The organism is Paenarthrobacter sp. FR1, from assembly GCF_051106045.1.
Classification (GTDB): domain Bacteria; phylum Actinomycetota; class Actinomycetes; order Actinomycetales; family Micrococcaceae; genus Arthrobacter; species Arthrobacter nitroguajacolicus_A.
In genome coordinates this window covers 118,401-144,076 of record NZ_JBPFSF010000002.1, presented here as the reverse complement: position 1 = coordinate 144,076, position 25,676 = coordinate 118,401, and the positions used below count along the sequence as shown (strand labels likewise).

Below are 25,676 nucleotides of genomic sequence, written 5' to 3'. Positions count from 1 at the left end.
CCACGTGTTAAACCACGACGTCGGCCCCCAGGCGGGTGCCGACGTCGTGGTCTATCTTGGGGTGCTGCGCTTTAGTTCGCGTAGAACGGGTAGTCCGTGTACCCCTCGGCACCGTCGGCGTAGAACGTGGCAGCGTTCGGCTCGTTGAGCGGCAGGCTGTCGCGCCAGCGGCGGGCGAGGTCCGGGTTGGCGATGGCCGGGCGGCCAACCACCACGGCGTCTGCGAGGCCGTCTTCGATGATGGCGAACGCTTCGTCACGCGTGGTGATCTCGCTGAAGCCGGTGTTCACCAGGAACGTTCCATTGAAGCGCTCGCGGAGGTCCTGAACCAGTGAGCTCTTGGGCTCGTGATGCAGGATGCTCAGGTACGCCAGGTTGAGCGGGGCAATGGTGTCCACCAAGACCTCGTAAGTTGCCCGGACATCCGCGGCATCAACCTCGGCGATGCCCTGTACATTGTGCTCCGGGGAAATCCTGATGCCCACGCGGTTGGCGCCGAGGGCTTCCACCACGGCGTTAACGGTTTCGATCACGAAGCGCGCGCGGTTTTCCGGGGAGCCACCGTAGCTGTCGGTGCGGACGTTGCTGTTCGGGGCAAGGAACTCGTGCAGCAGGTAACCGTTGGCGGAGTGAAGTTCGACGCCGTCGAATCCAGCCTCAATGGCGTTCTTGGAGGCGGTGACGATTTCCTGGATAACGCCCGGCAGTTCGTCGGTGCGGAGTTCACGCGGCACGGGGTAGGCCTGCTTGCCGTTGGGCGTGCGGACCTCGCCTTCGATGGCGACCGCGCTGGGGCCTACGATCTCGTGGCCTCCCGTGATGTCGGCGTGCGAAACACGGCCACCGTGCATGATCTGAGCGAACATGCGGCCACCCTCAGCGTGAACGGCGTCCGTCACCTGCTTCCAGCCGGCGATCTGCTCCTCGGTAACGAGGCCCGGCTGGCCCGGGTATGACTGGCCTGCCGGGGTCGGGTAGGTTCCCTCGCTGACAATCAGCCCAAGGGAAGCCCGCTGGCGGTAATGCTCGGCGATCAACGAACCCGGAACGCCCTGGTCACCCGCACGGAGACGCGTCAGGGGTGCCATCACCAGTCGGTTGGAAAGTTCAAGCTCGCCGAGGGCCAAGGGGGAAAACAGCATGCGCAGTTCCTTTCAGAATGAAACAGGTTCATTCTGCCCAACTGCATGGCGTCTGCAACTATTCCGGAAGAGGTGCGGATCACATGGCAGCTGCAGTGGGAGGAAGCGCATGTAGCTGGCAGTAGTGGTTGTTCTGGGCCGTCAAAACAACCACTACTGCCAGTCAGTTGGGCGGATTACTCCCGTTTACGGTTCTTCAGTGCGTCGTCAAAGCACTCACAGAGCGCCAGTACTGCCACCAGATGCGCTTCCTCTGCATGCGGTGGATCAGTGTTGATGCAGATGGCCTCGTTCACCGAGTCGGCCAGCTCTTTGGACTCCTTGCCGGTCAAAGCCCACACCCGAGCACCACCCGCTTTGGCAGCGGCGGCAGCATCCCTGAGTTCGTCGGTGATGCCTTTCGCGGCCAGCAGGACCACAATGTCGCCGCGGCGAACCTGATCCGTCAGCTGGGTGCTGATGCTGGCCGTGGCGCCGTCCGATCCGCTGGCGCCTTTGGGAATGTAGATCGCTTTGAAGCCGGACCCGTCTCCGGGATCGTGGGCGGCGAGCTCCGACGTGAATCTCTGCGCTTCGTGCGAAGACCCGTCACTGCCCGCGGCGAAGACAGTTCCCCCGCGAAGCCTGACGAGCGCCAGTTCTTCGCCCCATTCGGCAAGCCTGGAAGATTCACGGCGCAGGGCCGCAACGGCCGGACCGATCTCGCCCAAGTGCCCCAGGACTACATCCACCGCATGTCGTGTGGCCTTCGACTCGTTCGACCGCACTGCCTCACCTGTTCGCCTCACCACGATGCTCACTTCCTACCTCCTCTGAACCTACAAGTTCCTGTCACCCTCGCGAGTGGATCCATCGCGTCCAGTACGGTCCCGCGTCATACGCTCGCCCTCGGCGGCATTGGAGCCGTCAGAGGCATTCGAACGACCCGTGGTGCCGGCTCGATCGGCATCACCGGCGCGATCCGGGACGCTCGAGCGGTCGCCATTCGAGCGGTCCGCAACATTCGGGTCCAGTTTGTCCGCATGACGGAGGTGCTCTTCGACACGTCCATGGGCTTCGTTGGCCTTCTCGGCGTGGCGTTCGGCTTCCTGGCGGAGTCGGTTCGCTTCGACTTCGGCCTGCAGCGCGTTTGCTTCCGCCTGGGCAGATTCGGCTTTCGCCCGGTGGGCGTCGATGGCTTCTTCGGCGGCTTTCTCCCGCAATTCGCCGGCTCGGTGGCGATTGACTTCAGCCTTCTTCCTGCGCCCTATCACTACCGCAAAAATCACAGCGGCGATGACGACTACGGCCAACACGATGATCAAAACCAGTTGTCCTGTATCCATGTGGATTACCTCCCTGGTGAGCGGCTTCTGTGGGCGCCGCTCGTTGCCCACGCTGTGGTTACTACTGGGGGTGTACCCCGATCAGGGCACCTCCAAACGACGCTGGACCCTCATGCCGGCAGCTCCATCCTGAAGCCGCAACGGCACTGGATCACCCGGGTTTTCACATAGACGTCCAGCAGGCCGTCGTCCACGTCCTCTGTGGACATGGGGGCATACACGCTTCGCACCGAGGACTGGGCGAACTGCATGGGTTCTCCGCAGTGGAAGTACTGTCCGCCGAATTGCAAGAGCCCGGACACCGTCCCGTTGCGGTTGAGGACCCCTGCCACGTCATGGAACGCGGCGGTGTGGGCGTGGGACACTTCGCATCGCGAGCAGGTGTAGGACACGAACACCAAAAGTTCGCCTGCGTGCGGCTCGATGGATTCGATCGTGTCCAAGTCCAGATGCTCGTTGGACCGGCATCGGGGGCATTGGAGGGGTTCGGCGTGGGGACGGGTAGCATCGCCTGGCACCAGAGGGTTTTTCATGGACGACAACGCGGACACTCCTCGGTCAACTCTGGCCGAAACTCTCTCCCTTGCCCATCATATTAACACCAATGGTCAGATTACTTACTGGTTTTGGTTGTCGGCTTCGTTCGGCTCTTCGCTCAGAGGCATAATCCAGGCTTGGGCGCCTGCAGTGTCGAGGCTTGGTGGCCTTGTGCCGGGGTGGCATCTCTGCTTCGCTGGGAGGGTCTCCTGCAGCGCGGGACAACCCAGCCGTAACGCAGGGAGAACCAGTATGAAAGCCGTGACATGGCAAGGCCGGCGCTCGGTAAGCGTCGAAAACGTCCCCGATCCCACCATCCAGGATCCAACCGATGTGATCGTCAGGATCACATCGTCGGCTATTTGCGGGTCGGACCTGCATCTCTATGAAGTACTCGGCCCCTACATGCATAAGGGCGATGTCATTGGCCACGAACCCATGGGAATCGTGGAGGAAGTCGGCGCGGAAGTCCACCGGCTCAAGAAGGGCGACCGCGTGGTGGTTCCGTTCAACATTTCGTGTGGGCATTGCTACATGTGCAACCAAGGCCTGCAGTCGCAGTGTTCCCGGTGGCCAGGCCCAGTACCTGCGGGTTCCGTTCGGAGACTACGGCCCCATCAAGATCGATTCCGATGCACCCGATGAGCGGTACCTGTTCCTCTCGGACATCCTTCCTACGGCCTGGCAAGCCGTGGAGTACGCGAACGTGCCGAACGGCGGCACCCTTGCTGTGCTCGGTCTGGGACCTGTTGGCCAGTTCGCCGCAAGGATTGGCGTTCACAAGGGTTTCCGGGTGATTGGCGTTGACCCTGTTCCCGAGCGCAGGGCCATGGCCGAGAAGCACGGAGTTGAGACCCTGGACTACAGCTCGGACGTGGCTGGCCAGATCCGCGAGGAAACTTTGGGCCGGGGCCCGGACTCCGTGGTGGACGCGGTGGGCATGGAAGCCCACGGCTCGCCCGTCGCTTCCTTCCTGCATAAAGCCGTGTCGCTCTTGCCCGATAAGCCGGCCCAGGTGGCCATGGAGACGATGAGCGTCGATCGGCTCGCTGCGCTTCACACAGCCATTGACCTGGTGCGACGCGGTGGGACGATCTCGCTCAGTGGCGTCTATGGCGGCCAAGCAGACCCGATGCCCCTGATGACCATGTTCGACAAGCAGATCCAGTTGCGGATGGGCCAGTGCAACGTGCGCAGCTGGACTGACCAGCTACTGCCCTTGGTAGAGGACGACGCCGATCCACTGGGAGTCATGCAGTTGGTCACCCACACCGGATCCCTTGACGAGGCTCCGGAGCTCTACGAGAAATTCCAGAAGAAGCAGGACGGCTGTATCAAGGTGGTCCTGAAGCCCTGATGCCTTCATGCCAGGCTAAGCAAGGTGCTTGCCGCCGGTGACGCCCACAACGGAACCGGAGATGTAACTGGCGTCCTCGCTGGCCAGCAGCACGAACACTGCCGCAACGTCCGCAGGCTGCCCAGTCCGGCCCAGCGGGATGTCCTGGCCGGCGCCCTGGTCGGCGCCCGGGGCTACGGCGTTAACCCGGATTCCCCTCGGCCCGAGCGACTCTGCCAAGGAGAACGTCATGCTGTTGATGGCGGCCTGGGTGGCAGCGTAGTCGATCATCGCCGGACTCGGATGGTAGCCCTGGATGGATGACGTGTTGATGATCGCCGCTCCGGGGTTCAGATGCGGAAGGGCTGCCCTGACGATCCAGAACAGGGCGTAAAGGTTCGTCTTGACCGTCTGGTCGAATTGTTCCGTGCTGAGGTCTTCGAATCCTGTACTGGTGTTCATCCGGCCTTCGGCATTCACCAGGACGTTAAGGCCGCCGAATTCCTCCGCTGTCTGGGCAACTGCCTCCTGGCAGAACTCTTCATCCTGCACGTCCCCCGGAAGTGCCAACGCCCTGCTGCCGGCGGCCTCGATCAGTTGGACCGTGTTCTCCGCATCCTGCTCCGCATCGGGCAGATAGGTGAAGGCGACATCCGCACCCTCGCGGGCGAAGGCTATGGCTACGGCCTTGCCGATTCCGCCGTTCCCGCCGGTGATAAGGGTCCGCATCCCCACCATCCGATGGTGCCCCACGTAGCTTTGCTCACCGTGGTCCGGATGGGGTGTCCCGGCCTCAGCCCAGCCTGGGTCCCCCTGCCTCTGGGGAGCTATTTCCCCTGACGGCGGGTTTGCCTGCGGATCCGAGTCTGGTTCTTCCGGCTCTTCCCTGCCGACGATCACGTTGGTGGCCAGGGCCATGGCGATGTCCTCGTCAAGATCCGTAGTCAACCCGGCTTCTTCGTTGCGATCATCCTCGGCCATGGGCCCAGTCTAAGCATCCTGATTATCACCGGGAACGAGTGCACTGCCGACGTTCAGGAAGTACCCAGAATTGCTCGATAGCCTAGCGATTGTCAGTGTTGGACTACATCGAAGGAGATCCCATGGGACTCGGAGACAAGATCAGCAACAAGGCCCAGGAAGTCACCGGCAAGGCGAAGGAAGCTTTGGGAGACGCCACCAATAACGAGAAGCTGCAGGCCGAAGGTGTCGCTGACCAAGCGGCCGCCAAGACCAAGCAGGCCGGCGAGAACGTCAAGGATGCCGCTAAGGACGCCTTCGACAAGTAAGCCCTACAGCACTAACCACACAGCACAATGCCCCGGCTCCCCCAAGGGAGGCCGGGGCGTTTGCGTCAATACGACCGAATGGCTACTTCTGGGCCGGGAGGACCAACTCGCCCGACTTGTCCGTTGACAAGGCGAGGGACGAGATGAACTGAGGTTCGCCGTCGGGCCCGTCCTGACCTGACCTGAGCATGTCCGGTCGTTCGAACTCCAGGCCGGTGACGTGGCAGAGGAGTTTAGCGTCGCTGGGATTGCCGTCGGCGTCGAACATTGGCAGGTCGATGCCGTCGTCGGTGCGCCGCAGGTAGTAACGGCCCTTGGTCGCCAGAGCCAACACGGGCGGCAGGACCAGCGCCAGGCCCACGGCGAAGATCGGCGAAAACGGCTGGACAGAGCTACCGAAAGCTCCGAAGAACACGGCGATGGAAACACCCGCGGAAACCAGCATGGACACGAAGCCCACCGGGTTCACGGCGTACAGCATGCCGCGGCGAAACTCTGGAACCTTGGGTGAGATTTTCAGCAGGTACTTGTTGATCGCGATGTCGGAAGCCACCGTGACCACCCAGGCCATGGCGCAGTTGGCATAGAAGCCCAGGATGGTGTTGAGGAACTCGAACATGTTCGACTCCATGAGGATCAGCGCGATGACCAGATTGACCACCACGAACACCATGCGGCCCGGGTAGGTCTTGGTGATGCGGGTGAAGGAGTTGGTCCAGGCCAGCGATCCGGAGTAGGCGTTGGTGACATTGATCTTGATTTGCGAAATGACCACCAGCACCACCGCGAGCGTCATGGCGAGCCAGGCGGGCATCATCTCTTCGTAGACGCCCAGGAACTGGTGGACCGGCTCATTGGCTGAAGAAGCAGCTGCGGGATCAAGCTTGGCGATGAGGTAGATCGCGATGAACAGGCCGATGATCTGCTTGATGGCGCCGAAGATCACCCAGCCCGGCCCTGCGAGGATCACTGCACGCCACCAGGCGCCCTTGTTGTCGGCGGTCTTGGGCGGCATGAAGCGCAGGTAGTCGATCTGCTCGGCGATCTGCGCCATGAGTGACAAACACACGCCGGCAGCCAGCATCACCGAGGCCAGGTTGGGGCCTCCCTCACCGGAAGCACCGGTGAACGCGAAGAAGGCGTCGATGCTCTCGGGGTGGGACAGGAGCAGGTAACCCACCGGTACCACCATGAGCAGCAACCACAGGGGTGTGGTCCACACCTGCAACGTGGCAAGCGTCTTCATCCCGTAGATCACCAGCGGAATGATGATGATGGTGGATACGGCATAGCCAATCCACTGCGGAATGCCGAGGCCCAGCTGCAGGCCCTGGGCCATGATGGAGCCCTCCAGGGCGAAGAAGATGAACGTGAAGGTGGCGAAAATAATGTTGGTGACCACCGAGCCGTAGTAGCCAAACCCCGAGCCTCGGGTGATCAGGTCGAGGTCGATGTTGTACCGGGCGGCGTAGTACGCCAGTGGGAAGCCCGTCGCGAAGATGATCACCGCTGCCACGATGATGCCGAAAATCGCATTCACAGTTCCATAGGCAATGCCGATGTTCGCGCCGATGGAGAAGTCGGCCAGGTAGGCGATGCCTCCCAAGGCGCTGGTGGCCACCACGCCGGCGCTCCACTTCCGGTACGAGCGCGGCGCGAACCGGAGGGTGTAGTCCTCCAGGCTCTCCTTCGCGGCACTCATGGCGTCGGCGTTGCCTTCCGGTGGTACACCGGAAGCACCGATTCCGACGGCGGTGCCGGCCGCCGTCGTCGGCTCCAGCGTTGCGGTACTCGTCTCTACGTCACTCATTCGTTGTCGCTTTCGTCGCGGTCTTTGCCTCGCCCACGACGCTAGTCACGCAGCGCGTCAATTCCGTCACGTCCGTGTTTCACAGCTGTAACTTCTGCACCAGCCGCCCCCACCCACGCGCCACCAAAATCCAGCGCCCCCGTTTGTGCGCACCCCACAAAATTGCCCGCCACCAGCACGGATACCGTCAAGGACATGACCACCCAAGCACCCCGGGCAACCCGGGAAAGTATTGCCTACGCCATCCTCGACACCGCCCGGGAGCAGGTCCTGGAACACGGCGAGGGCCTGGACGAGGGCCAGCTCCTCGAGATCCTGGAACTCCCGGACGACGCCATCCCAGCTGCCCTGCAACTCGCCCACGAAGTTCGCCTCAAGCACTGCGGCGAGGACGTGGAGGTGGAAGGCATCATCTCCATCAAGACCGGCGGATGCCCTGAGGACTGCCACTTCTGCAGCCAATCCGGCCTGTTCGACTCCCCCGTCCGCGGCGTGTGGCTGGACATTCCGGAACTCGTGAAGGCCGCGAAGGAAACGGCCGCTACGGGTGCCACGGAGTTCTGCATCGTCGCGGCAGTCCGTGGCCCCGACATCAAGCTCATGAACCAGATCAAGTTCGCGATCGACCGCATCAACGAAGAAGTGGACATCAATATCGCCTGTTCCCTGGGCATGCTCACGCAGCGCCAAGTGGACCAGCTGGCTGAGTGGGGCGTTCACCGCTACAACCACAACCTTGAAACGGCCCGGAGCTACTTCCCCGAGGTCGTCACTACGCACAGCTATGAGGAACGCCTCGAGACCTGCGCCATGGTCAAGGCTGCTGGGATGGAACTGTGCTGCGGCGCCCTGATCGGCATGGGTGAGTCGTTGGCGCAACGGGCAGAACTGGCCGCTCAGCTCGCCGCCCTTGAACCGCACGAAGTCCCACTGAACTTCCTCAACCCACGCCCGGGAACGCCCCTGGAAAACCAGGAAATCATGGACGGCAAGGATGCCCTCCGCGCCATCGCCGCGTTCCGCTTGGCCATGCCGCGCACCGTACTCCGCTACGCAGGCGGTCGCGAACTGACACTTGGCGATCTCGGCACCCGCGACGGCCTTCTGGGCGGAATCAACGCCGTCATCGTTGGCAATTACCTCACCACCCTCGGCCGCCCTGCCAATGCCGACCTCAACCTCCTGGTGGAGCTCAACATGCCCATCAAGGAATTCCAGAAATCGCTGTGACCATGGCAGCCGGGGCGGCCTATTGCGGACACTGCGGAGGTGACAGCCCGACGTCGGACGCCCACCACAGCTGTCGGCAGCAGTTGGCGATGGAACCGCCCCGCTACTGCGCGCTGTGCCGGAGGCGGATGAAAGTCCAGGTCACGCCGTTGGGGTGGACTGCCGAGTGTTCCCGCCACCCCCTCACGAGTTTTTGTACAGATAATGCTCCTAAAAGCGCTCCATAAGGCCATTACCTGTACAAAAACTCTCTGGGTAGGGTGGTCTTATGGGCGAGAGCCGGGATCTGCTGACGCAGGAGCAACGCAGCCGCAACATGTCCAAAATCCGCGGCAAAAACACCAAGCCTGAACTGCTGGTCCGTAAGCTCCTCCATGCCAAGGGTTACAGGTACCGCCTGCACGGACAGTCAGGCGGTACCAAGCTGCCCGGCCGGCCGGACCTGGTGTTTGCCGGCAGGCAGAAGGTCATCTTCGTCAACGGCTGTTTCTGGCACTTCCACGACTGCAGAGTCGGCAGGAATGCTCCATCAGCCAACGCGGAGTTCTGGGAGGCCAAGAGAAGCCGCACCCGCGAGCGGGACGCGCTCCAGCGGGAGCAACTGCGCGCTGCGGGCTGGGAGGTGCTGACGGTATGGGAGTGCGAACTCAAGGACCGGTCGATGCTCGAAGAAAGACTAACGGCGTTTCTTGAGGCGGGTATTGGGGCGAGCGCCGGTTACGGCGCGGACGTTGCGGCAGACTCGACGGGCTGATCGACGCCGGCGCTGTGGCTGCCCTGTTCCCACAGCGCGACGGCAGCTGTCCCACCGATTCCCAGCAGCACTGCCATGCAGACGACGATGATGACCATAAGGCCCGGTGATGGGCGAGCACCACTGTTCATACTGTTTTCCGCTCCTTGGTTCAAGCCTGACATCCCCCAGATCAGTGATCCCCAACCTGCTCTTCACTACTTTCAGGGCGGGCCATCAAGACTCCCTCTGAGTCCGCTCAAGATTGGATCAAGCTTTGGGTTTCTGGTGCTTGCGTAGTTCCACGGGTCCTAATGTTGAATCGTGAATCTATTGTTTGGAGGCGGGAGGGGTTTGGTGTCTGAGTATGACGAATGCACCGATGCCCTGGTGGATCGCACCGTCCTCACCGAACTCCAGGCCGAGCTTGGGGGCGACCAAGCCATCATCTGCGCCTTCGTCCGAAACTATGTAGCCTTGCTGCCGTGGCGAGTGTCTCGGCTGCATCGAGCCTTGGAAAACCTGGACATGGAAGACGCCATGGACGCAGTGTTGAGCCTGAAGACATCGAGCCAGATGGTAGGGGCTGTCTGCATGAACCGCCGCGCTACGGAGCTGGAGATCAGCATCCGACTCCTTCCCAACGCGGACCATCTGGATGAGCTCAGGCCCCAGGTGGTGGAGATCGACCAGTTTGTGTTCGGCACGATTTCGGAACTGGAAACACCGATCCTCTAAATTTCTTCACCTTATTGAAGAGAAACCATTGACTCGCTAAAGATCTTCACTATAGTTGTGTGAGTTAGCTCACCAACGAAGGATGCGGCAATGACCACCGAGACTCCTGCTCCACCAGCCACCAGCGAACTGCTGGCGACTGTCGGAAACAAGGTGCGCACCATGCGCAAGGCAAAGGGCATGACCCTTGCCCAGCTCTCGGACATCACCGGCCTCAGCCAGGCGATCGTCAGCCAGATCGAACGCGGCATGGCCAACCCTTCCTTCACCACGTTGGCCCAGCTGGCCCACGGCCTGGACATCCCCGTAGGGCGATTCTTCATTGGCCAGGATGAATCAAAGTCCCCCGTGGTCCGCAGATCCGATCGACGCAACCTGAAGAACGTCACCCGCGAGTCCGTGGGCGAGGCAGTACATGAACTGCTGACCCCCAACCGCGATGGCAGCATCGAAGCACAATGGATCAGCACGCCCCCAGGGCATGACACCAGCGACACCCCTTTTACGCACAGCGGTGAAGAGTTCTGCTACATCATCTCCGGCCGTAAAGACGTCTACTTGAACGGCGTCTGCTACAGCCTCGAAGAGGGCGACTCCATCACCTACTCCTCAGAGATCCCGCACTGGTACAAGAACAGCTACGAAGAGGTATGCGTAGCCATCTGGGTCAACGCACCACACGCGTGGTAACCCTGCCGCCCCCGTACGGCGCCAGCGTTTTCCCTTAACTGTCCGGACACGACACCGTGGCCGCCGACACTCCTTGCCACTTTCGCATCAAACGCCTCCTCAACCAGGCGTTGCTGCGTCATACCCTCCCACGCCCTCCGGGGCGTCAGCGTAAGGACACTTCCATGCTCGACACACAAACGACGGACAGCGTAGTCCCGTCACCCAAAACCCAAGCATCGCCCCAAAAGAACGCAAAATTCACTCCCGAAGTCCGGAAAGGCCTCCTAGGCCTGGGCCTCGGCAACGCCCTGGAATGGTACGACTGGATGGTCTTCGGCCTCCTGTCCGCCTTCATCGGGCCCAACTTCTTCCCCAACACCGATCCCCTCTCAGCCACGCTGAACGCCCTGGCGGTGTTCGCCGTCGGATTCGCATTCCGTCCCTTGGGCGGCATCCTCCTGGGAACCCTGGCCGACCGGATCGGTCGGCGGCGGGTCATGCTCCTCTCCATCATGCTGATGGCCGGCACCACCCTCATCATTGCCATCACCCCGAGTTACGCCACCATCGGCCCTGCGGCTGGCATCATCCTCCTGGTGTGCCGCGTCCTGCAGGGAATTTCAACGGGCATCGAAGCTCCGCTCTCCACCTCCCACGCCGTGGAACTGGCACCGGAAGGCCGCGAAGGCTACGTGGCAGGCATCATGTCCTTCTATGTGAACATCGGCATCCTGCTCGCCTCGCTGATCAGTTTCCTGTGCAGCCTGGTCCTTGGCGGTGCAGCGATGGCCGAGTGGGGCTGGCGTGTTCCGTTCATCATCGGCGCCCTGTTCGGCTTCGTGGTGCTCTACCTCAGGCGTTCCCTGCCCGAAACCCTCAAACAAGAGGAAATGGCCAGCAACACTCCCCGCGCAGTCTGGAAGGGGGTCGGAAAGCACTGGCTGTCCGTCCTCGCCATCATCTTCGTGGTGGGAGCAGCACAGGCCTACAACTACGCCTGGAACGTTGGCCTCCCCAGCGCAGCCCGCAGCGGTTTCAAGGAAGATCCCACCGCCGTCTTCGCGCTTACCACCATCCTGGGCGTCATCCTGGTGGTGGGCAGCTGGATCATCGGCAAGCTGGCCGACGGCAAGGCGATGTCCAAATGGTTCTTGGTCACCCGCATCCTGGCCATCCCGTCCGTGTTCCTCATGCTGATGTACGTCCAGCCAGGCATCGGTGGCTTCGCCGCAGTCCTCTTGGGTGGCTCCATTGTCCTGGTCCTGAACATGACCCTCTACAACGTGGTCAGCTCATCCCTGATGCCCAAGAACATCCGCGGCACCGGAGTGGCCCTTGGCTACGGAATCGGCGTCGCCCTCTTCGGCGGCACGGCCTCCTACCTGCTGGTCTGGTTCCAATCCTTGAACCTCACCTGGGTCTTCCCGGTCTACGTGGCCGTCCTCTCCATCCTCAGCATCGTTTTCTACCTCGCCGCACGCCGCTCCAACGGCATCTTCGTCGGAAAGTAAGGACTCCCCATGAACACGCTTGAACACAGCACGTCCATTGAACTCAGCACTTCGACGGCGGACCTCACTGCCCCGGTCATCTCCCGTTCCGATGTCCTGGTGGTTGGTGGTGGCCCCGCAGGCGTCGCCGCCGCCGTCACCGCAGCCCGCTCAGGCGCCAAGGTCACGCTCCTGGAGCGCTACTCCTCCTTGGGTGGCCTTGCCTCCGGCGGCATGGTCCTGGTGCTCGACGACATGATCAACGGCCAGGAAATCACCGTCACCGGCATCGTCTCCGAGTATGTGGAACGCCTGCAGAAGCTGGGCCTGGCCATCGTTCCGCCCGCCGATGACCGGAGGACCTCCGAGGAACTCTGGAACAAGTGGGGCCGCTACGGCACCTTCGACTTCCACTCCCACACCAACCCCAAGCCCATCTGCTACGCCGCAGCGTTCGATCCCGACGGCTGGAAGCGAGTGTCCAACGACCTCGTCCGCGAAGCCGGCGTGGACCTGCGCCTGCACTCCTGGTTCTCCCGTCCCATCGTGGACAACGGCGTGATCAAGGGCGTCATCTGCGAAACAAAACTTGGCCCGCAGGCCTTCATGGCCGACGTCGTCATCGACACCACCGGCGACATCGACGTCGCTTCCCGTGCCGGCGCCAGCTACGCCAAGGACAACTACCTCACCACGCTGGTCTTCCGCCTGGGCAACGTAGACACCAAAGCCGCAGAAGCCTTCGAGCAGGCCAACCCCAAGGAAGCCCGGGCCATCAACCGCAAGATCAAGCGTCTCCTCGGCGGTGCCTGGGAACTGTGGTGGCTCAAGACCCCCATCGACGGTGTGGTCTGGTGCAACGCCCCGCACATGTCAGGATTCGACGGCGTCGACCCCGCCGACATGACGGCTGCGGAATTCGCCGCCCGGGACCGCATCTCCGAGGCCGTGGACTACGTTCGCGCCAACCTCCCCGGTTTCGAAAACTGCTACATGCTGGACGTCGCCTCCCAGATGGGTGTCCGCCAGACCCGCCTCCTGCAGGGCGAGTACGTCATGACCAAGGACGATGTCACGCAGCGCCGCCACTTCGAGGACACCGTGGCCCGCGGCCGCGATTACTACTACCCGTACCGCTCGCTGCTGCCCAAGGAAGTGGACCAGCTCCTGGTGGCCGGCCGCCACTACTCCGCAACACCGGAGGCGCAGAAGATGTCCCGTGAAATTCCGCCTTGCATGGCCATGGGCCAAGCCGTCGGCGTGGCGGCAGCACTCGCCGTCGAGAACAACGTCCTGGTCCGCGACGTCGCGGCAGCGGACATCCAGCTAGGCATGCGCCGCCACGGTGCAGACCCGGGCGACGTCCCGTCGTCGAACGCCACCGTCGACGCGACCGCAGCGGTGCCGGCATGAGTACCGTGACTTTGGATACCGAGGCCCTGGAACAGGCAACGGAAAACACGACGGCGGCACTCGCCGCGGCTGCCCCGGCAACTACCCCGCTCCCTCTGGACGGGATCAAGATCGTGGACTTCACACAGGTGTTCATGGGCCCGTCCTGCACGCAACTGCTGGGCGATTACGGCGCGGACATCATCAAGGTGGAACGCCCGGGCGCCGGAGACATTTCGCGCAACTCGTTCCCGGACCAGGACGGCCAGGACAACCCGATCTTCCTGTCCATCAACCGGAACAAACGCAGCGTCTCCGTGGATACCCGCACCGAAGAAGGCCGCGGGGTGCTGCACCGGCTCATGGCTGACGCGGACGTGGTTGTCAGCAACTTCCGCTCCGGCGTCATGGAACGCATGGGCTTCGGCTACGAGGAACTCAAGGCCACCAACCCCGGTGTCATCTGGGCCTCCGGTACCGGCTTCGGACCCGCTGGACCGTACTCGCACAAGGGCGGCCAGGACGCGATCGCCCAGGCCTACTCAGGGGTGATGTGGCGCCGCGAGTCCGAGGACACCAAACCGGCCATCTACCCCACCACACTGTGCGACTACATCACCGGCATGCACCTCATGCAGGGCATCCTGCTGGCGCTGCGAACCCGGGAGACGTCAGGCACCGGCCAAAAGGTGGAAGTGACCATGTACGACTCCATGCTGCACCTGCAAATGCAGGAGGCCTGCATGCAGCTCAACCGGGGCTACGAGGTCAACTGGGGCGCCATGCCCCTGAGCGGCGTCTTCGAAACCACCGACGGCGCCGTGTGCATGGTGGGCGGTTTCACCCCGGACCCGCTGGCCAGGATCTCCGACGCGCTGGGACTGGACGAAGACCTGACACAGCGTCCCGAGTTCTCAAGCCTCGAGCAGCAGTTCAAGAACAAGCCCGCTTTGCAGGCGATCTTCCGCGAGCGCATCGCCACCAACTCCACCGAATACTGGACTCACCAGCTCGAGGAGCAGGGGCTGCTCAATGCTCCCGTGCACACTCTGGAGCAGGCGCTTGCTGATGCACAGACGGAGGCCAACGGCATGATCGTGGAAGCGGAACACCCCTCCGTGGGTACGGTCCGCATGCTGAACGCCCCCATCCGGCTCTCGGCGACCCCTCCGACGATCCGCCGTGCCGCGCCCCGCCTTGGCGAGCATAACGTGGAGGTCCTGTTGGAGAACGGCTTCGATGCGGACACCATCGAACGCCTGCAGCAATTGGGGGTCCTCCGATGACCGCCTCGGTTGAGGAGCGCGTTGACACCGTCACCCTCACTATCGAGAACCACGTGGCAACGGTGGTCATCGACCGCCAGCACGTGCTCAACGCCGTGGACGCCACCGCCCAGGCCAAGCTCAATGAGATCTGGGACCAGCTGGAGGGCGATTCTTCGGTCCGTGCCGTGGTTATTACCGGTGCCGGTTCACGTGCTTTCTCGGTGGGCGCGGACATGTCCGCGCCAGCCGTGGACAAGACCGGGTTGGAATACTGGGCGGGCCTGGATCCCAACGGCTTTGGCGGCCTGAGCCTTCGCACCACACTGGATGTCCCCGTGATCGCCCGTGTCAACGGCTACGCCCTGGGCGGCGGCATGGAGATGGTGCTCGGCGCAGACATCGTGGTGGCGGCCGATACCGCGAAGTTCGGCCTGACCGAGCCCCGGGTTGGGCGATTGGCCCTCGACGGCGGCATCCACCAGTTGGTGCGGCGGATCCCCTACACACAGGCCATGGGCATGTTGCTGACCGGCCGAAAAGCGGACGCTGCCGAGATGCGGTCCATGGGCTTGGTCAACGAGGTAGTTCCCGCTGAAGAGCTCGACGCCGCGGTGCAGCGCTGGGTGGACCAGATCCTCGTCTGCGCCCCCACGTCAGTCCGAACCGTGAAGCAGATGGTCACCCAGACCACCCATCTCACGGCCAAGGAAGCTCGCGGGCTGCGCCTCCCCGCCCTGATGGCGGCCCTGGACAGCGAGGACTCAGCCGAAGGCGTCCGGGCTTTCCAGGAAAAGCGTCCGCCGGTCTGGCCTGGCCGCTGATGCAAGACACGAACGATCAGAAGGAGATACCAGTGACGCAGACTGCTGCGCGCGAATCCCTGGCCCCCGGCGTGTGGGGCGTTGTTGCCACGCCGTTCCAGGGCAGCACATTGGATGTGGACTTGGACAGCTTGTCGGAGCTCGTGGAACATTACCAAGCCATCGGGGCCACCGGGCTCACGGTCTTGGGCGTCTTCGGGGAAGCAGCCGCCTTGACGGTGGAGGAACGCCGCCAGGTCTTGGAAACCGTCGTCGAGTGCACCTCCCTTCCGCTGGTGGTGGGTGTGACCGCCCTGGCCACCCGGACGGCCATCGAAGAAGTCCTCGCAGCACAGGACGTGGCCGGAACCAGGCTCGCAGCTGTGATGGTGCAGGCCAACTCGGCCAAGCAAGAGACGGTGATCGCCCATCTGGACGCCATCCACCGCGCCACCGGAGCCAAGGTCGTCTTGCAGGACTACCCGCTGGCCAGTGGCGTCAGCATCCCCACCAAGGCCCTGATCTCAGTGGTGAACGCCTGCGAGTACGTTATTGCCGTCAAGGCCGAAGCACCGCCCACCAGCGTGGCGATCGCGGAACTGAGTGCCGCCGTCGAGGTTTCGATCTTCGGCGGCCTGGGCGGGCAGGGGCTGCTGGACGAACTCATGGCCGGCGCGGCGGGAGCCATGACCGGTTTCTCCTATCCGGAGGCACTCATCGCCTGTGTTCAGGCGTGGCAGGAGGACGGCTACGAGGCCGCCCACCGCGAGTTGCTTCCGTACCTGCCGTTGATCAATTTCGAGCAGCAGGCCAAGGTGGCGTTGGCCATCCGCAAGGAATGCCTTCGCGAACGTGGCCTCATCAAGGACTCCGGGGTCCGGGCACCCGCGGCAGGCTTCCCTGAAGGCCTCCGCAACAGCATGGGCACGCACCTTCGCGAAGCCGCCGCGGCACTCGATGCCGCGAAGACCACAGTGGGGAGCTTCTGATGGATCTGGGAATCTCCGGAAAGACAGCCTTGGTAGCCGCTTCCACGGGTGGGCTGGGCTTGGCCGTGGCCCGCGCTTTGGCGGCCGAAGGCGTACGGGTGGCCATCGTCGGCCGACGTCGGGACCGTGCCAAGGAAATCGTGGCTGAATTGCAGGCTGCTTATGGAACCAGCGCTACAGGTTTCGACGCCATCGCCATCGAAGCCGACCTCACCACGGACGAGGGCATCGAATCCGCCGTCGACCAGACCGTAGCGGACCTTGGACCCATTGACATCCTCGTCCTCAACGGTCCCGGGCCCAAACCGGGTGCGGCCGCGACACTGAGCGCCGACGACATCGCTGCGGCCTTTGACCTTCTGGTCAAGCCCCACCATGCGCTGGTCTCCCACACCTTGCCCGGGATGAGGGAAAGGCGCTGGGGCCGCATCCTCGCCATCGGATCCAGCGGCGTCACAGCCCCACTGCCCAACCTGGCCGTGTCCAATACCGGTCGCGCCGCCTTGGCCGGTTACCTCAAGACACTCGCCGCCGAGGTGGCCTTGGACGAAGTGACCGTGAACCTGCTCCTCCCCGGCCGGATCGCGACGGACCGCGTTGCCCAGCTGGATCACGCCGCCGCCAAGCGGCGCGGCACCACGGCCGAAGAGATCCGGCTCGAATCGCGCAAGACCATCCCTGCCCGCCGCTATGGTGAACCCGCCGAGTTCGGTGCCGCTGCCGCCTTCCTGTGCAGTGCCCCGGCGTCGTACATCACTGGCGTCGCACTCAGGTGCGACGGCGGCCTGATCCGCAGCCTCTAGCCCCCACTATTCTTCAAAGGAAAAACGATGACGTTCACAGCCCTTGCCCCCGAAGCGAAGAGCCTCACCTCCCAGCAGGACATCACTGCCCAACACCTCATCAACGGCGAATGGCTCGGTGAACCTGACACCCAGCGGATGAACCCGGCGCGGCCAGGCGAAGCCGCGGCCCTCTCCCCCAGCGGCACAGCCGATGACGTTGACGCGGCCATTACCGCCGCGGCAGCAGCACAGCCAGCGTGGGCGACCCTCCCCGCACCGTCCCGCGGCGCCATCCTCATAGCGGCCGGCAACCTGCTCATGGAACGCCAGGCTGCCATCGCCGAGGACTTGGTCCGCGAAGAAGGCAAAACCCTGGCTGAGGCCAAGGGCGAGGTCAAGCGTGCCTCGGACGTGCTGCGCTTCTTCGGCTCCCTCGGCTGGGCTGCTACCGGTGAGGTACTGCCCAGCGGCCTGCCGGACACCACCATCACCACTCGCCGTGAGGCGTTGGGCGTGGTGGGCCTGATTACGCCGTGGAACTTCCCCATCGCCATCCCGGCGTGGAAGACCGCTCCGGCCCTGATCAGCGGGAACGCGGTAGTCATCAAACCTGCCGAGCTGACCCCGTTGTCCGCGACACACTTGGCGCGCGCCCTCCAGGATGCCGGGTTGCCCGCGGGCGTATTCAACGTCGTGCACGGCAAGGGCCGCGTGGTGGGCGACGCCCTGGCCCGCGACGCCCGCATCGCAGGGCTGTCCTTCACCGGTTCCACCAACGTGGGCCTTGGGCTGCAGGACATCCTCAATGCCCGCCGTGCCCGCGTCCAACTGGAAATGGGTGGCAAGAACGGCGTCCTGGTCCTCGATGACGCCGACGCCCGCAACGCCGCGCAGGTAGTCGCTGCGGGTGCTTTCGGACTGACCGGCCAAGCCTGCACGGCGACCTCCCGTGTGTACGTCACCCCGGGCATTCGTGCAGCGTTCCTTCAGGCGCTCACCGAAGAGGCTGCGGCCTACACCACCGGGTATGGCCTTGATCCCGCTGTCCGTATGGGCGCCGTGGTGAGCAGGCAGCAGTTCGAGCAGGACCAGGCTGCGGTGCGGACCGCCGTCGAACGCGGTGCGACGCTGCTGCACGGTAATGTCGACGGCGATCCCAGCGGCCCGCTGTTCTTCCCGGCGGCGATTCTCACCGACCTGCCGTTTGATGACGCGGCCGTGACGGAGGAGATCTTCGGGCCGGTAGTCGCCGTGCTTGAGGTGCCCGACTATGAAGCAGGCCTCGCTGCCATCAACGATTCCCGCTACGGCCTCACCGCCGGCATCTGCACGGACTCGCTGGCCCTCGCAACGGACTTTGCCGCCCGAGCACAGGCCGGCGTGGTGAAGGTCAACCGTCCCACGGCGGGTCTGGACCTTAACGTCCCGTTCGGCGGCGTGAAGGACTCCTCCACCAACACGTTCCGCGAACAAGGACGGTCCGCCTTGGACTTCTTCACGTGGGGCAAAACCGTATACACGGGTATTTAGCACGCCATGAGCTACGTGATCGCCCAGCCCTGCGTGGATGTCAAAGACAAGGCGTGCATTGACGAATGCCCGGTGGATTGCATCTACGAGGGCGAACGCTCGCTCTATATCCACCCATCGGAGTGCGTGGACTGCGGCGCGTGCGATCCCGTGTGTCCTGTCGAGGCGATCTACTACGCGGACGACGTCCCGGACGAGTGGGCAGACTACGTGCGGGCGAACGCGGAGTTCTTCGAGGATTCGGCCCGCGACCATCCTGTGGTCGCGGCCGAACCCTTGCGGGTTGGCTAGTTGTTGGAGGGGGCCAGCCGGTATCCCACGCCGCGAACTGTCTCCAGCCATCGCGGTGCCTGGATGCTGTCGCCGAGCTTCTTGCGCAGGTTCCCCATGTGTACCTCAACGGCACGCTCGTCCGCGTCACTGACGTAACTGCCGACGTCGTATGGTTCATTGCGGAGGCGGCGGGCGAGGTCGGCCTTGGTCCGGACGATCCGCCCGGTTTCCAGCAGGGCCAACAGGAGGTCGAATTCGGTCCGGGTGAGCTTCAGTTCGGTTCCGTTCAGGACAGCAGTACGTGAACCCGCAGAGACGGCAAGGCCGTTGTGGCTCACCTCAGGATCCACTTCTTCCGCGACGCTCTTGGAGTCCGACGACGTGCGGGGCCTCCGCATCATGGCCTCAACACGGGCGCGCAGCTCGCGCGGCCTGAACGGCTTGGTGAGGTAATCGTCACCACCGGCTTCAAGGCCCATGAGGGTGTCGAGCTCTTCGGCGCGTGCCGTCAACATGATGATGTAGGCGTCCGAGGATTTACGGATTTGGCGGGCTACTTCAAAACCGTCGATGTCCGGAAGGCCGAGGTCCAAAGTAATAACGTCCGGATTCAGTTCGCGCGCCGACGTTACGCCTGCGGATCCCGTGGACGCAGTATGGACGTCGAACCCCGCTTGGGAAAGAACCACCCTTACCAGCTCGCGAATATCCTGGTCATCTTCAATGACCAGCCCCACACGTACTTCACTCATCGCTGCCCCTCAGCCCCTTCGATAACCTCAGAAGTATATCCATTATGGTTAGGCTGATCTCATGAACCGACTTTCTTCTGCATCCGTGGTGGTTTTGCCATGACCCACCCCTCCACTTGGGATATTGGTGACAAGAAGAAACTGTTGGTCTTTCAGCGCTCGTTCCACGAACATACCTTGAGAATGCGTGTTGTCCTCAGCCAACTGCCGTTGTCCGTGTGTGTTTGTCTTTCGGCCATTCTGGTGTGGCTGTTTTTCCCGGCCACGCTCGAAAATCCTTTGTTCCTGATCTTCCTTCTGAGTCAGGCTTTTTTGTTGGCGGTGTGCATTGTTGTGCCGTGGCACCGGCTGCCCTTCGCCAGCTTCCTGGTCATTCCCATACTGGACATGGTCTCGATCGGTTTCGGACGGGAAGGAGGTCAGGAGGCACTCACGGGCCTCAGTGTCCTGGTGGTCCTGCCTGTCATCTGGTTGTGCGCGTCGGGGCTGTATCCGAGGCTGGCCATCGCCATGTCCTTCCTGGGCCCGCTGGGCATCGTCTGGGTTCCGCTCTTCCTCGGGGGCGCCGTCACGGAACAGGCCCTCACCAAGCCCCTGCTCTTCCCCATACTTATTCTGGGCATCGGCGTTTCCGTCAGCGTCCTGACCCTAAGCATGGTCCGCCAGCAGCGAGCCTTGGAGCAAAAGGACGAGGCCCTCAAGGAAGCACTGGACGTCAGCACCAAACAGGAGCGACTCCTGAACACTGTCATGGAGGCCCTGCCGCTGGGTGTAGTGGCCGTCGACGGCGAGGGGCATGACATCCTCATGAACCGGCGCCAGCGCCAGACCCATACTTTGGCCACTCCCCCGGACAACGACGACCCCAACGAATCCCAGCTGCTGGTTTTCGACACGGACAAGACCACCCCCTTGCCTGCGGACCGTCGGCCCGTGCGGCGTGCCGTCCTGGGAGAACGGTTCACCGACCAACTCGTGTGGCTCGGCGCAGGACCGGAGCAGCGCGCCTTCACCACCAGCGCCAGGCCCATGGTGGACGATGCCGGAAAGTTCGCCGGCTCCGTGGTGGTGTTCAGTGACGTCACGGACCTGGTGAACGCGTTGGCTGCCAAGGATGATTTCGTAGCCAACGTCTCCCACGAGTTCCGCACGCCGTTGACGTCCATCCTGGGCTACGTCGAGCTCATCCTCGACGATCCCGACGTCCTTGACGGCCGGTCACGCAAGCAGCTGGACATCGTCAGGCGCAATGCCGAACGCCTGCTCACCCTGGTCTCCGACCTCCTGGCCGTGCGTTCGGGACAGATCGCCATCCAGCCGCATGCCGTGGACGTGGCAGAGCTGGTACGCGGCAGCGTTACCTCCGCCGAACCCCGCGCAGCCAAAGCCGGCATCCGGCTCTCCATGGACCTTCCCGATGCTCTGGAAGCGCACGTGGACTCATCCCGCATTGCGCAGGTCCTGGACAACCTGGTGTCCAACGCGATCAAGTACTCCCCGGACGGCGGGGATGTGGAAGTAGCTGCCTGGGAGGACCAGGACTTTGTGTTCTGCCGGGTCACGGACACGGGCATGGGCATGAACGAGGAAGAACAGGCAGAGGCCTTCACCAAGTTCTTCCGCGCCGGCGGAGTGCGCAACAGCACCATTCCCGGTGTGGGCCTGGGGCTGCCCATCAGCAAGGCAATCGTCGAAGCCCACGGTGGCACCATCACGCTGGAGAGCGAACCCGGGCGAGGCACCACCTTTACGGTGAAGATGCCCGCTTGAAGTTCAGCGTTGTTGGCTTGCCGGTGTGGGCGTGACGGCGTCCCGACGGCGGCCGAACAGGAAATAGCTGACGGGGCCGAAGAAGTTGATGAACGAGACCGCGCGCCACACTGCTTTCTTGCCCCTGATGTTCGAGTCCGGGGTCTTGGCGATGCTGCGCTGGGCAGCCACCAGCAACGCCAGGTTCATCACGCCGCTGACCATGACTGAGATGCGCTGGCCTTTCCCCATATCGCGCCACGTCTTCTTGCGGGCCATGATGCCTCCAATCAGCGAACGGTGTATGTCTCAGGCTAGTCCGACGCCGCGCGACCCGCCACAGCTTGGCGAACTACTTCACCCCACGATTGCTCTGCAAGGTCCGCCACTGCTGCGAGGATTTCCGACGGCGGCAGGGACAGGTCCAGCGGATACTCCACGATGTCTATGTCTGTGTTGAGGATGCGCCGCAACTTCACGTCCCCCGAACCGGCGTACACCAACCAAGCGGTGGGGACCCGGAGCGCCGTGCAGTACGCCAGCAATTGGTAGTGGTCGGCACTCAGCGAGGCGCCGGCGTCGGAAGCTGCTTTGTACTTGGAGTCATAGACCACCACGGGCCGACCGCCCAGGAAGTGGACGGCGTCGGGACGGACGGTGAGGCGGTCCGAGTCATGGACGGCCTCATTGAGCAGCGCGCCATACTGGAGCCGCATCTCCCCGGGGTGGGCAGCCATGGCGCTGCGCAGCGCGGTGCCCACGAATTCTTCGAAAACCTGCCCCATGTCCACCACGAAGGAAGCGGTCTGCTGTTTCCCCATTCCGGCTTCCGCGGAAGCGTTGCGGAGGATGACTTCGGCCAGCCGCAACACGGCGTGGTACCTGAGGTTCATCCGGCTGGCCCGCCACGGCGGCAGCGGCGCTCCGGACTGAAGGCGGGTGACGGCGTCGAGCTTTCCCTTCAGCTGCCGCAAGCGGCTCAGCACGTCCGGCCGAACACCTGGCACCTGCCCCATCCGTTCCAGGGCAGCCCGAAGGATTCGGTTCTCGGCAATGTCCTCCGTGAATTCGTCGTAGGACACCTCCAACGGCACCATCATGCCGGGACGGCGTGAGATCTGGTCCGAGATGCGGATGCGGCCTTTGACGGTGCGCAACGACTCCTCCACCGTGAGGTAGCCCTGCAGGACGCCTCGGCTGAGGGCCCTGTCCGCCAACTGGGCCAGCGACTCCGCCAGTGCGCTCCACAGATCCGGATGCTCCACGGCCTCCACGGAATGGTCCCGGAAGCCCTGGTCCCCGGCGTAGCTCAGCAGGAAGAGAAGGCGGCTGAGCCCAAGCCTGTCCTTGGGCCGGACCTCCAGTTGCACTGAGGCAGTGCGCACCGAGCCCACTTTGCCTACGGGTTCAATCCGGTAAAGGCCCATGCCCATGGGCGACGCCTTGGCCAGGCCGCTGGAGTTGATGAACGCCGCCGACTCGGGATCGAGCTTGTCCACCACACCGCCGGAGAGCTCGTCCATGACGATGTGCCGGGGACCCGCGGTGGCCCGGCCGGCGCTGGCAGGCGCCCTGCCAGGCTTCGGCGGGATGGCGTTAGCGGGCCGCAAGACGTCCCAGCAGCTGGTCCAGGCCGAAGCGTTCCTCCAATTGGGCGCGGTTCAGCTGCCCGTGGTAGTGCTCCTCCAGCAACGGCATGAGCTCGTACTTCCAAATCCGGCGCAACCCGGTGGGGTTCTGGGCTGCGCTCTTCATGAAGTAGGACGGCCCGATCATGAGGTCCCGGTCCCAATCGTCGATTGCGGCGTTGAGCGCATCCAGGAGGTCGGCATTGAGCGTGTCCAGCCCGCGTGCTTCGAGGAAGCGGCGCAGTGAACCACGGACCGGCTCCACGTTGGGGTGCAGTTCGATGAACGCGAAACGGCGCCGGATGGCGGCGTCCATCATGGCGATGGAACGGTCTGCCGTGTTCATGGTCCCGATGATGTAGAGGTTGTCCGGCAGGCTGAACGGCTCGTTGGGGCTGTACTGCAGGTAGATGCGGTCGTCGCGGTATTCCAGCAGGAAGTACAGCTCACCGAAGACCTTGGCCAGGTTGGCGCGGTTCATTTCGTCGATGATCAGGAAGTACGGCTTGTGCGAGTTTTCGGGCTTTGCAGCTTCCTCGGCGAGCCGGCGCAACGGTCCGGCGACGAGCTTGAAGGAGACCTGTCCGTCGTCGGTCTTGTCCGGCCGGTAGCCTTCAAAGAAGTCCTCATAGGCGTAGGACGGGTGGAACTGCACCAGCTTCACGCGTTCGTCGGTGTGGTCACCGGCGAGCTCTGCGGCGAGGTGCTTGGCAAGGTACGTCTTACCGGTTCCTGGCGGGCCGTAGAGGACCAGCTGCCGGTTCTCTTCGAGCAGTTCCGCGATCTCCTTGAGTGGCTCAAGGTCCATGTGGAGGGATGCTGCGAACTCCTCCGTTAGCGGGCGGAAGCCCTGCTGGACAACCTCGACGAGGGCGGTGGGCGGCGCCTCGTCGTCGCCGTCGGTTTCGGCTTCCACCGGGAGCAGTTCCTGCAAGGCCTGGATGACCCTGGTGACATCCACGAGGATGCCGGGCGTGGACAACTGGCGCTGGGCGTGGCGGGGAAGCTCGGGGATGGCGTAGCTGTCATCGAACCAACGGACCTTGCGGCGGATGCGGCGGTTGTCCTCGTGGTGTTCGGGCTCGCCGAGGACCACGCCCACCCGGACGCGCCCGGCGTGCTGGTACAGAGTGAGGTCCCCGGGCTTCATCACGGTGAGGAAGGCAAAGACGGCCGTCTTGGTGTCTTCGCGTTCCACATAGCCAAGGTGCTTGTAATCCTCGTCCACCGCATGCTGGACGACGCCCGCAGTGACGCCGGCGGTGAGCGTGCGCAGATGCTCCACATCAAGCGTGGCTTTCTCTTCGGCGACCCAGGCCGCCAGGAGGTCCGCATTGTCATGATGAGTGCGCAGCAGCCATGAGCGGCGACCAGGATCACCCACCTTGCGCCATTGGCTCACCAACTGCCGGGCGTACCAGTCGATGCGCTGCCCGGCTTGCTCATCCAAATGGAGGCGGATGCGGTGGATGTCCGCGGTGATGTCCTCGTCCGAGTCGCCCTTGGCTCCGCCCACGAGCGAAGCAAAAGCATCCCGGATCTCTTGGCGTTCAACGTCTGCCACTACGGGCTCGAAGTAACTGGGCCACACCAAGTATTCGATGCTGCGGCGCAGGGCGGGCTGGTCCTCGGGAGTACCTGCGGCGAGTTCGTGGAACATCAGGGGGTCCGCGAGCGCGTGGCTGATGGTGGCGGTGCTTTGGCTGTCCACGTGGACCACAAAGCGGCACAGCCACTTCAAGTGGTCCCAGATGGTCCAGTTGAATTCGGCGGTGCGGTCGCGGATCACTCCGTGGTCCGTCATGCCCTCGTAGAGTTCTTCCGGGAGCTCAATGGATGGCTCAACCCAGGACGCCGCCTCGGCCACACGGGCGCGCTTCACCCTGAGGGACTTGACCTCATGTGCGAGCGGCAGCGACTGCAGGAACAGCAACTCCACAGCAAGCAGCTTGGCTTCCCGGGACGCTCCGTCCAGGTTCTGCCGCAGGTTGGTCATCATGGGAGCCTTGGAGTCTTCCACCCCGCGGTCGAGCCTCTCGAGCAGCTCACCGGCGGCATCCGCGGTCCACGTCAGTGTCCTGCCGTCCAGCGCCGAAGGTCTCCCCTGCAACGCCGGACCGAGCACATACCAGGCCGCGTCCTCGATCTCCTTGGAGATTCCGGGGGCGCGGTCAATGGCAGGCTTCACGGAGGGGGTCACCATGCCAA

Annotated in this window: 25 protein-coding genes and 1 pseudogene; 15 read left to right on the top strand and 11 right to left on the bottom strand. The window is 63.4% G+C overall.

Annotated features, from left to right (window positions below; translation table 11 throughout):
* Nucleotides 1–71: 71 nt before the first annotated feature.
* From ACR30Z_RS05340 to ACR30Z_RS05325, 4 genes are all read right to left on the bottom strand, one after another.
* Nucleotides 72–1,142, bottom strand: a complete 1,071-nt coding sequence (locus ACR30Z_RS05340) for an alkene reductase (RefSeq protein ID WP_144647941.1) — start codon at nt 1,140–1,142, stop codon at nt 72–74.
* Nucleotides 1,143–1,318: 176 nt separating this feature from the next.
* Entirely contained in the window at nt 1,319–1,942 is a 624-nt protein-coding gene (locus ACR30Z_RS05335; protein WP_244296421.1) for an SIS domain-containing protein, read from the bottom strand.
* Nucleotides 1,943–1,960: 18 nt separating this feature from the next.
* A complete protein-coding gene (locus ACR30Z_RS05330; RefSeq protein ID WP_434371461.1) occupies nt 1,961–2,467 on the bottom strand; it encodes a hypothetical protein in 507 nt (168 codons plus the stop codon).
* Between the two features lie 110 nt (nt 2,468–2,577).
* Entirely contained in the window at nt 2,578–2,910 is a 333-nt protein-coding gene (locus ACR30Z_RS05325) for a hypothetical protein (RefSeq protein ID WP_434371460.1), read from the bottom strand.
* A 346-nt stretch (nt 2,911–3,256) separates the two neighbouring features.
* Between ACR30Z_RS05325 and ACR30Z_RS05320 the strand changes: the two are divergent.
* Nucleotides 3,257–4,361: pseudogene (locus tag ACR30Z_RS05320) on the top strand (alcohol dehydrogenase catalytic domain-containing protein).
* 15 nt (nt 4,362–4,376) lie between these two features.
* On the opposite strand, the gene ACR30Z_RS05315 reads toward ACR30Z_RS05320, so the two are convergent.
* Entirely contained in the window at nt 4,377–5,321 is a 945-nt protein-coding gene (locus ACR30Z_RS05315; protein WP_434371459.1) for an SDR family oxidoreductase, read from the bottom strand.
* A 122-nt stretch (nt 5,322–5,443) separates the two neighbouring features.
* Between ACR30Z_RS05315 and ACR30Z_RS05310 the strand changes: the two genes are divergently transcribed.
* The gene (locus ACR30Z_RS05310; RefSeq protein WP_018777112.1) at nt 5,444–5,629 is read left to right on the top strand and encodes a CsbD family protein; all 186 of its coding nucleotides are present in this window, start codon (nt 5,444–5,446) and stop codon (nt 5,627–5,629) included.
* A gap of 82 nt (nt 5,630–5,711) precedes the next feature.
* On the opposite strand, the gene ACR30Z_RS05305 is transcribed toward ACR30Z_RS05310, so the two are convergent.
* Nucleotides 5,712–7,439, bottom strand: coding sequence for a purine-cytosine permease family protein (locus ACR30Z_RS05305; RefSeq protein WP_144647951.1), 1,728 nt, complete (start codon nt 7,437–7,439; stop codon nt 5,712–5,714).
* Nucleotides 7,440–7,634: 195 nt separating this feature from the next.
* Here ACR30Z_RS05305 and bioB point away from each other — a divergent pair, with 195 nt between their 5' ends.
* Complete coding sequence (bioB, locus tag ACR30Z_RS05300) at nt 7,635–8,669, top strand: biotin synthase BioB (RefSeq protein ID WP_434371458.1); 1,035 nt, start codon at nt 7,635–7,637, stop codon at nt 8,667–8,669.
* Between the two features lie 268 nt (nt 8,670–8,937).
* Entirely contained in the window at nt 8,938–9,423 is a 486-nt protein-coding gene (locus ACR30Z_RS05295; protein ID WP_144647955.1) for a very short patch repair endonuclease, read from the top strand.
* Here the strand turns inward: ACR30Z_RS05295 and ACR30Z_RS05290 are convergent.
* Complete coding sequence (locus ACR30Z_RS05290) at nt 9,387–9,554, bottom strand: hypothetical protein (protein WP_167510391.1); 168 nt, start codon at nt 9,552–9,554, stop codon at nt 9,387–9,389. The two genes, ACR30Z_RS05295 and ACR30Z_RS05290, sit on opposite strands and share 37 nt — an antisense overlap.
* Before the next feature lie 205 nt (nt 9,555–9,759).
* Here ACR30Z_RS05290 and ACR30Z_RS05285 point away from each other — a divergent pair, with 205 nt between their 5' ends.
* The 10 genes from ACR30Z_RS05285 to fdxA all read left to right on the top strand — a co-directional run bounded on the left by ACR30Z_RS05285 (nt 9,760) and on the right by fdxA (nt 19,357).
* Complete coding sequence (locus tag ACR30Z_RS05285) at nt 9,760–10,140, top strand: Hpt domain-containing protein (RefSeq protein WP_144647957.1); 381 nt, start codon at nt 9,760–9,762, stop codon at nt 10,138–10,140.
* Nucleotides 10,141–10,230: 90 nt separating this feature from the next.
* A complete protein-coding gene (locus ACR30Z_RS05280; RefSeq protein WP_018777107.1) occupies nt 10,231–10,830 on the top strand; it encodes a helix-turn-helix domain-containing protein in 600 nt (199 codons plus the stop codon).
* Between the two features lie 164 nt (nt 10,831–10,994).
* The gene (locus tag ACR30Z_RS05275; RefSeq protein WP_144647958.1) at nt 10,995–12,323 is read left to right on the top strand and encodes an MFS transporter; all 1,329 of its coding nucleotides are present in this window, start codon (nt 10,995–10,997) and stop codon (nt 12,321–12,323) included.
* Between the two features lie 9 nt (nt 12,324–12,332).
* Nucleotides 12,333–13,715, top strand: a complete 1,383-nt coding sequence (locus tag ACR30Z_RS05270) for an FAD-dependent oxidoreductase (protein ID WP_434371457.1) — start codon at nt 12,333–12,335, stop codon at nt 13,713–13,715.
* Nucleotides 13,712–14,980 (top strand): CaiB/BaiF CoA transferase family protein, encoded by a 1,269-nt coding sequence (locus tag ACR30Z_RS05265; protein ID WP_434371456.1) that lies wholly within the window; start codon nt 13,712–13,714, stop codon nt 14,978–14,980. The genes ACR30Z_RS05270 and ACR30Z_RS05265 overlap by 4 nt, the downstream gene beginning before the upstream one ends.
* Nucleotides 14,977–15,783, top strand: coding sequence for an enoyl-CoA hydratase-related protein (locus tag ACR30Z_RS05260; protein WP_434371455.1), 807 nt, complete (start codon nt 14,977–14,979; stop codon nt 15,781–15,783). The genes ACR30Z_RS05265 and ACR30Z_RS05260 overlap by 4 nt, the downstream gene beginning before the upstream one ends.
* A complete protein-coding gene (locus ACR30Z_RS05255) occupies nt 15,783–16,751 on the top strand; it encodes a dihydrodipicolinate synthase family protein (RefSeq protein ID WP_434371454.1) in 969 nt (322 codons plus the stop codon). Before ACR30Z_RS05260 ends, ACR30Z_RS05255 begins: the two co-directional genes overlap by 1 nt.
* Complete coding sequence (locus tag ACR30Z_RS05250; protein WP_144647965.1) at nt 16,751–17,554, top strand: SDR family oxidoreductase; 804 nt, start codon at nt 16,751–16,753, stop codon at nt 17,552–17,554. Before ACR30Z_RS05255 ends, ACR30Z_RS05250 begins: the two co-directional genes overlap by 1 nt.
* A gap of 27 nt (nt 17,555–17,581) precedes the next feature.
* Nucleotides 17,582–19,066: an aldehyde dehydrogenase family protein gene (locus ACR30Z_RS05245; protein WP_434371453.1), complete on the top strand. Its 1,485-nt coding sequence runs from the start codon at nt 17,582–17,584 to the stop codon at nt 19,064–19,066.
* Nucleotides 19,067–19,072: 6 nt separating this feature from the next.
* Nucleotides 19,073–19,357: a ferredoxin gene (gene fdxA / locus ACR30Z_RS05240; protein ID WP_144647967.1), complete on the top strand. Its 285-nt coding sequence runs from the start codon at nt 19,073–19,075 to the stop codon at nt 19,355–19,357.
* Here the strand turns inward: fdxA and ACR30Z_RS05235 are convergent.
* Complete coding sequence (locus ACR30Z_RS05235) at nt 19,354–20,091, bottom strand: response regulator transcription factor (protein ID WP_144647968.1); 738 nt, start codon at nt 20,089–20,091, stop codon at nt 19,354–19,356. The genes fdxA and ACR30Z_RS05235 overlap by 4 nt on opposite strands.
* Nucleotides 20,092–20,190: 99 nt before the next feature.
* Here ACR30Z_RS05235 and ACR30Z_RS05230 point away from each other — a divergent pair, with 99 nt between their 5' ends.
* Nucleotides 20,191–21,861 carry a sensor histidine kinase gene (locus tag ACR30Z_RS05230; RefSeq protein ID WP_434371452.1) on the top strand — a complete coding sequence of 557 codons (1,671 nt, stop codon included), beginning with the start codon at nt 20,191–20,193 and terminating at the stop codon, nt 21,859–21,861.
* Between the two features lie 3 nt (nt 21,862–21,864).
* On the opposite strand, the gene ACR30Z_RS05225 is transcribed toward ACR30Z_RS05230, so the two are convergent.
* The 3 genes from ACR30Z_RS05225 to ACR30Z_RS05215 form a co-directional block, all read right to left on the bottom strand.
* Entirely contained in the window at nt 21,865–22,119 is a 255-nt protein-coding gene (locus ACR30Z_RS05225; protein ID WP_144647970.1) for a PLD nuclease N-terminal domain-containing protein, read from the bottom strand.
* Nucleotides 22,120–22,154: 35 nt separating this feature from the next.
* Entirely contained in the window at nt 22,155–23,363 is a 1,209-nt protein-coding gene (locus ACR30Z_RS05220) for a 5-methylcytosine restriction system specificity protein McrC (protein WP_144648077.1), read from the bottom strand.
* Nucleotides 23,364–23,436: 73 nt separating this feature from the next.
* Entirely contained in the window at nt 23,437–25,671 is a 2,235-nt protein-coding gene (locus tag ACR30Z_RS05215; protein ID WP_434371451.1) for an McrB family protein, read from the bottom strand.
* Between the last annotated feature and the right edge of the window lie 5 nt (nt 25,672–25,676).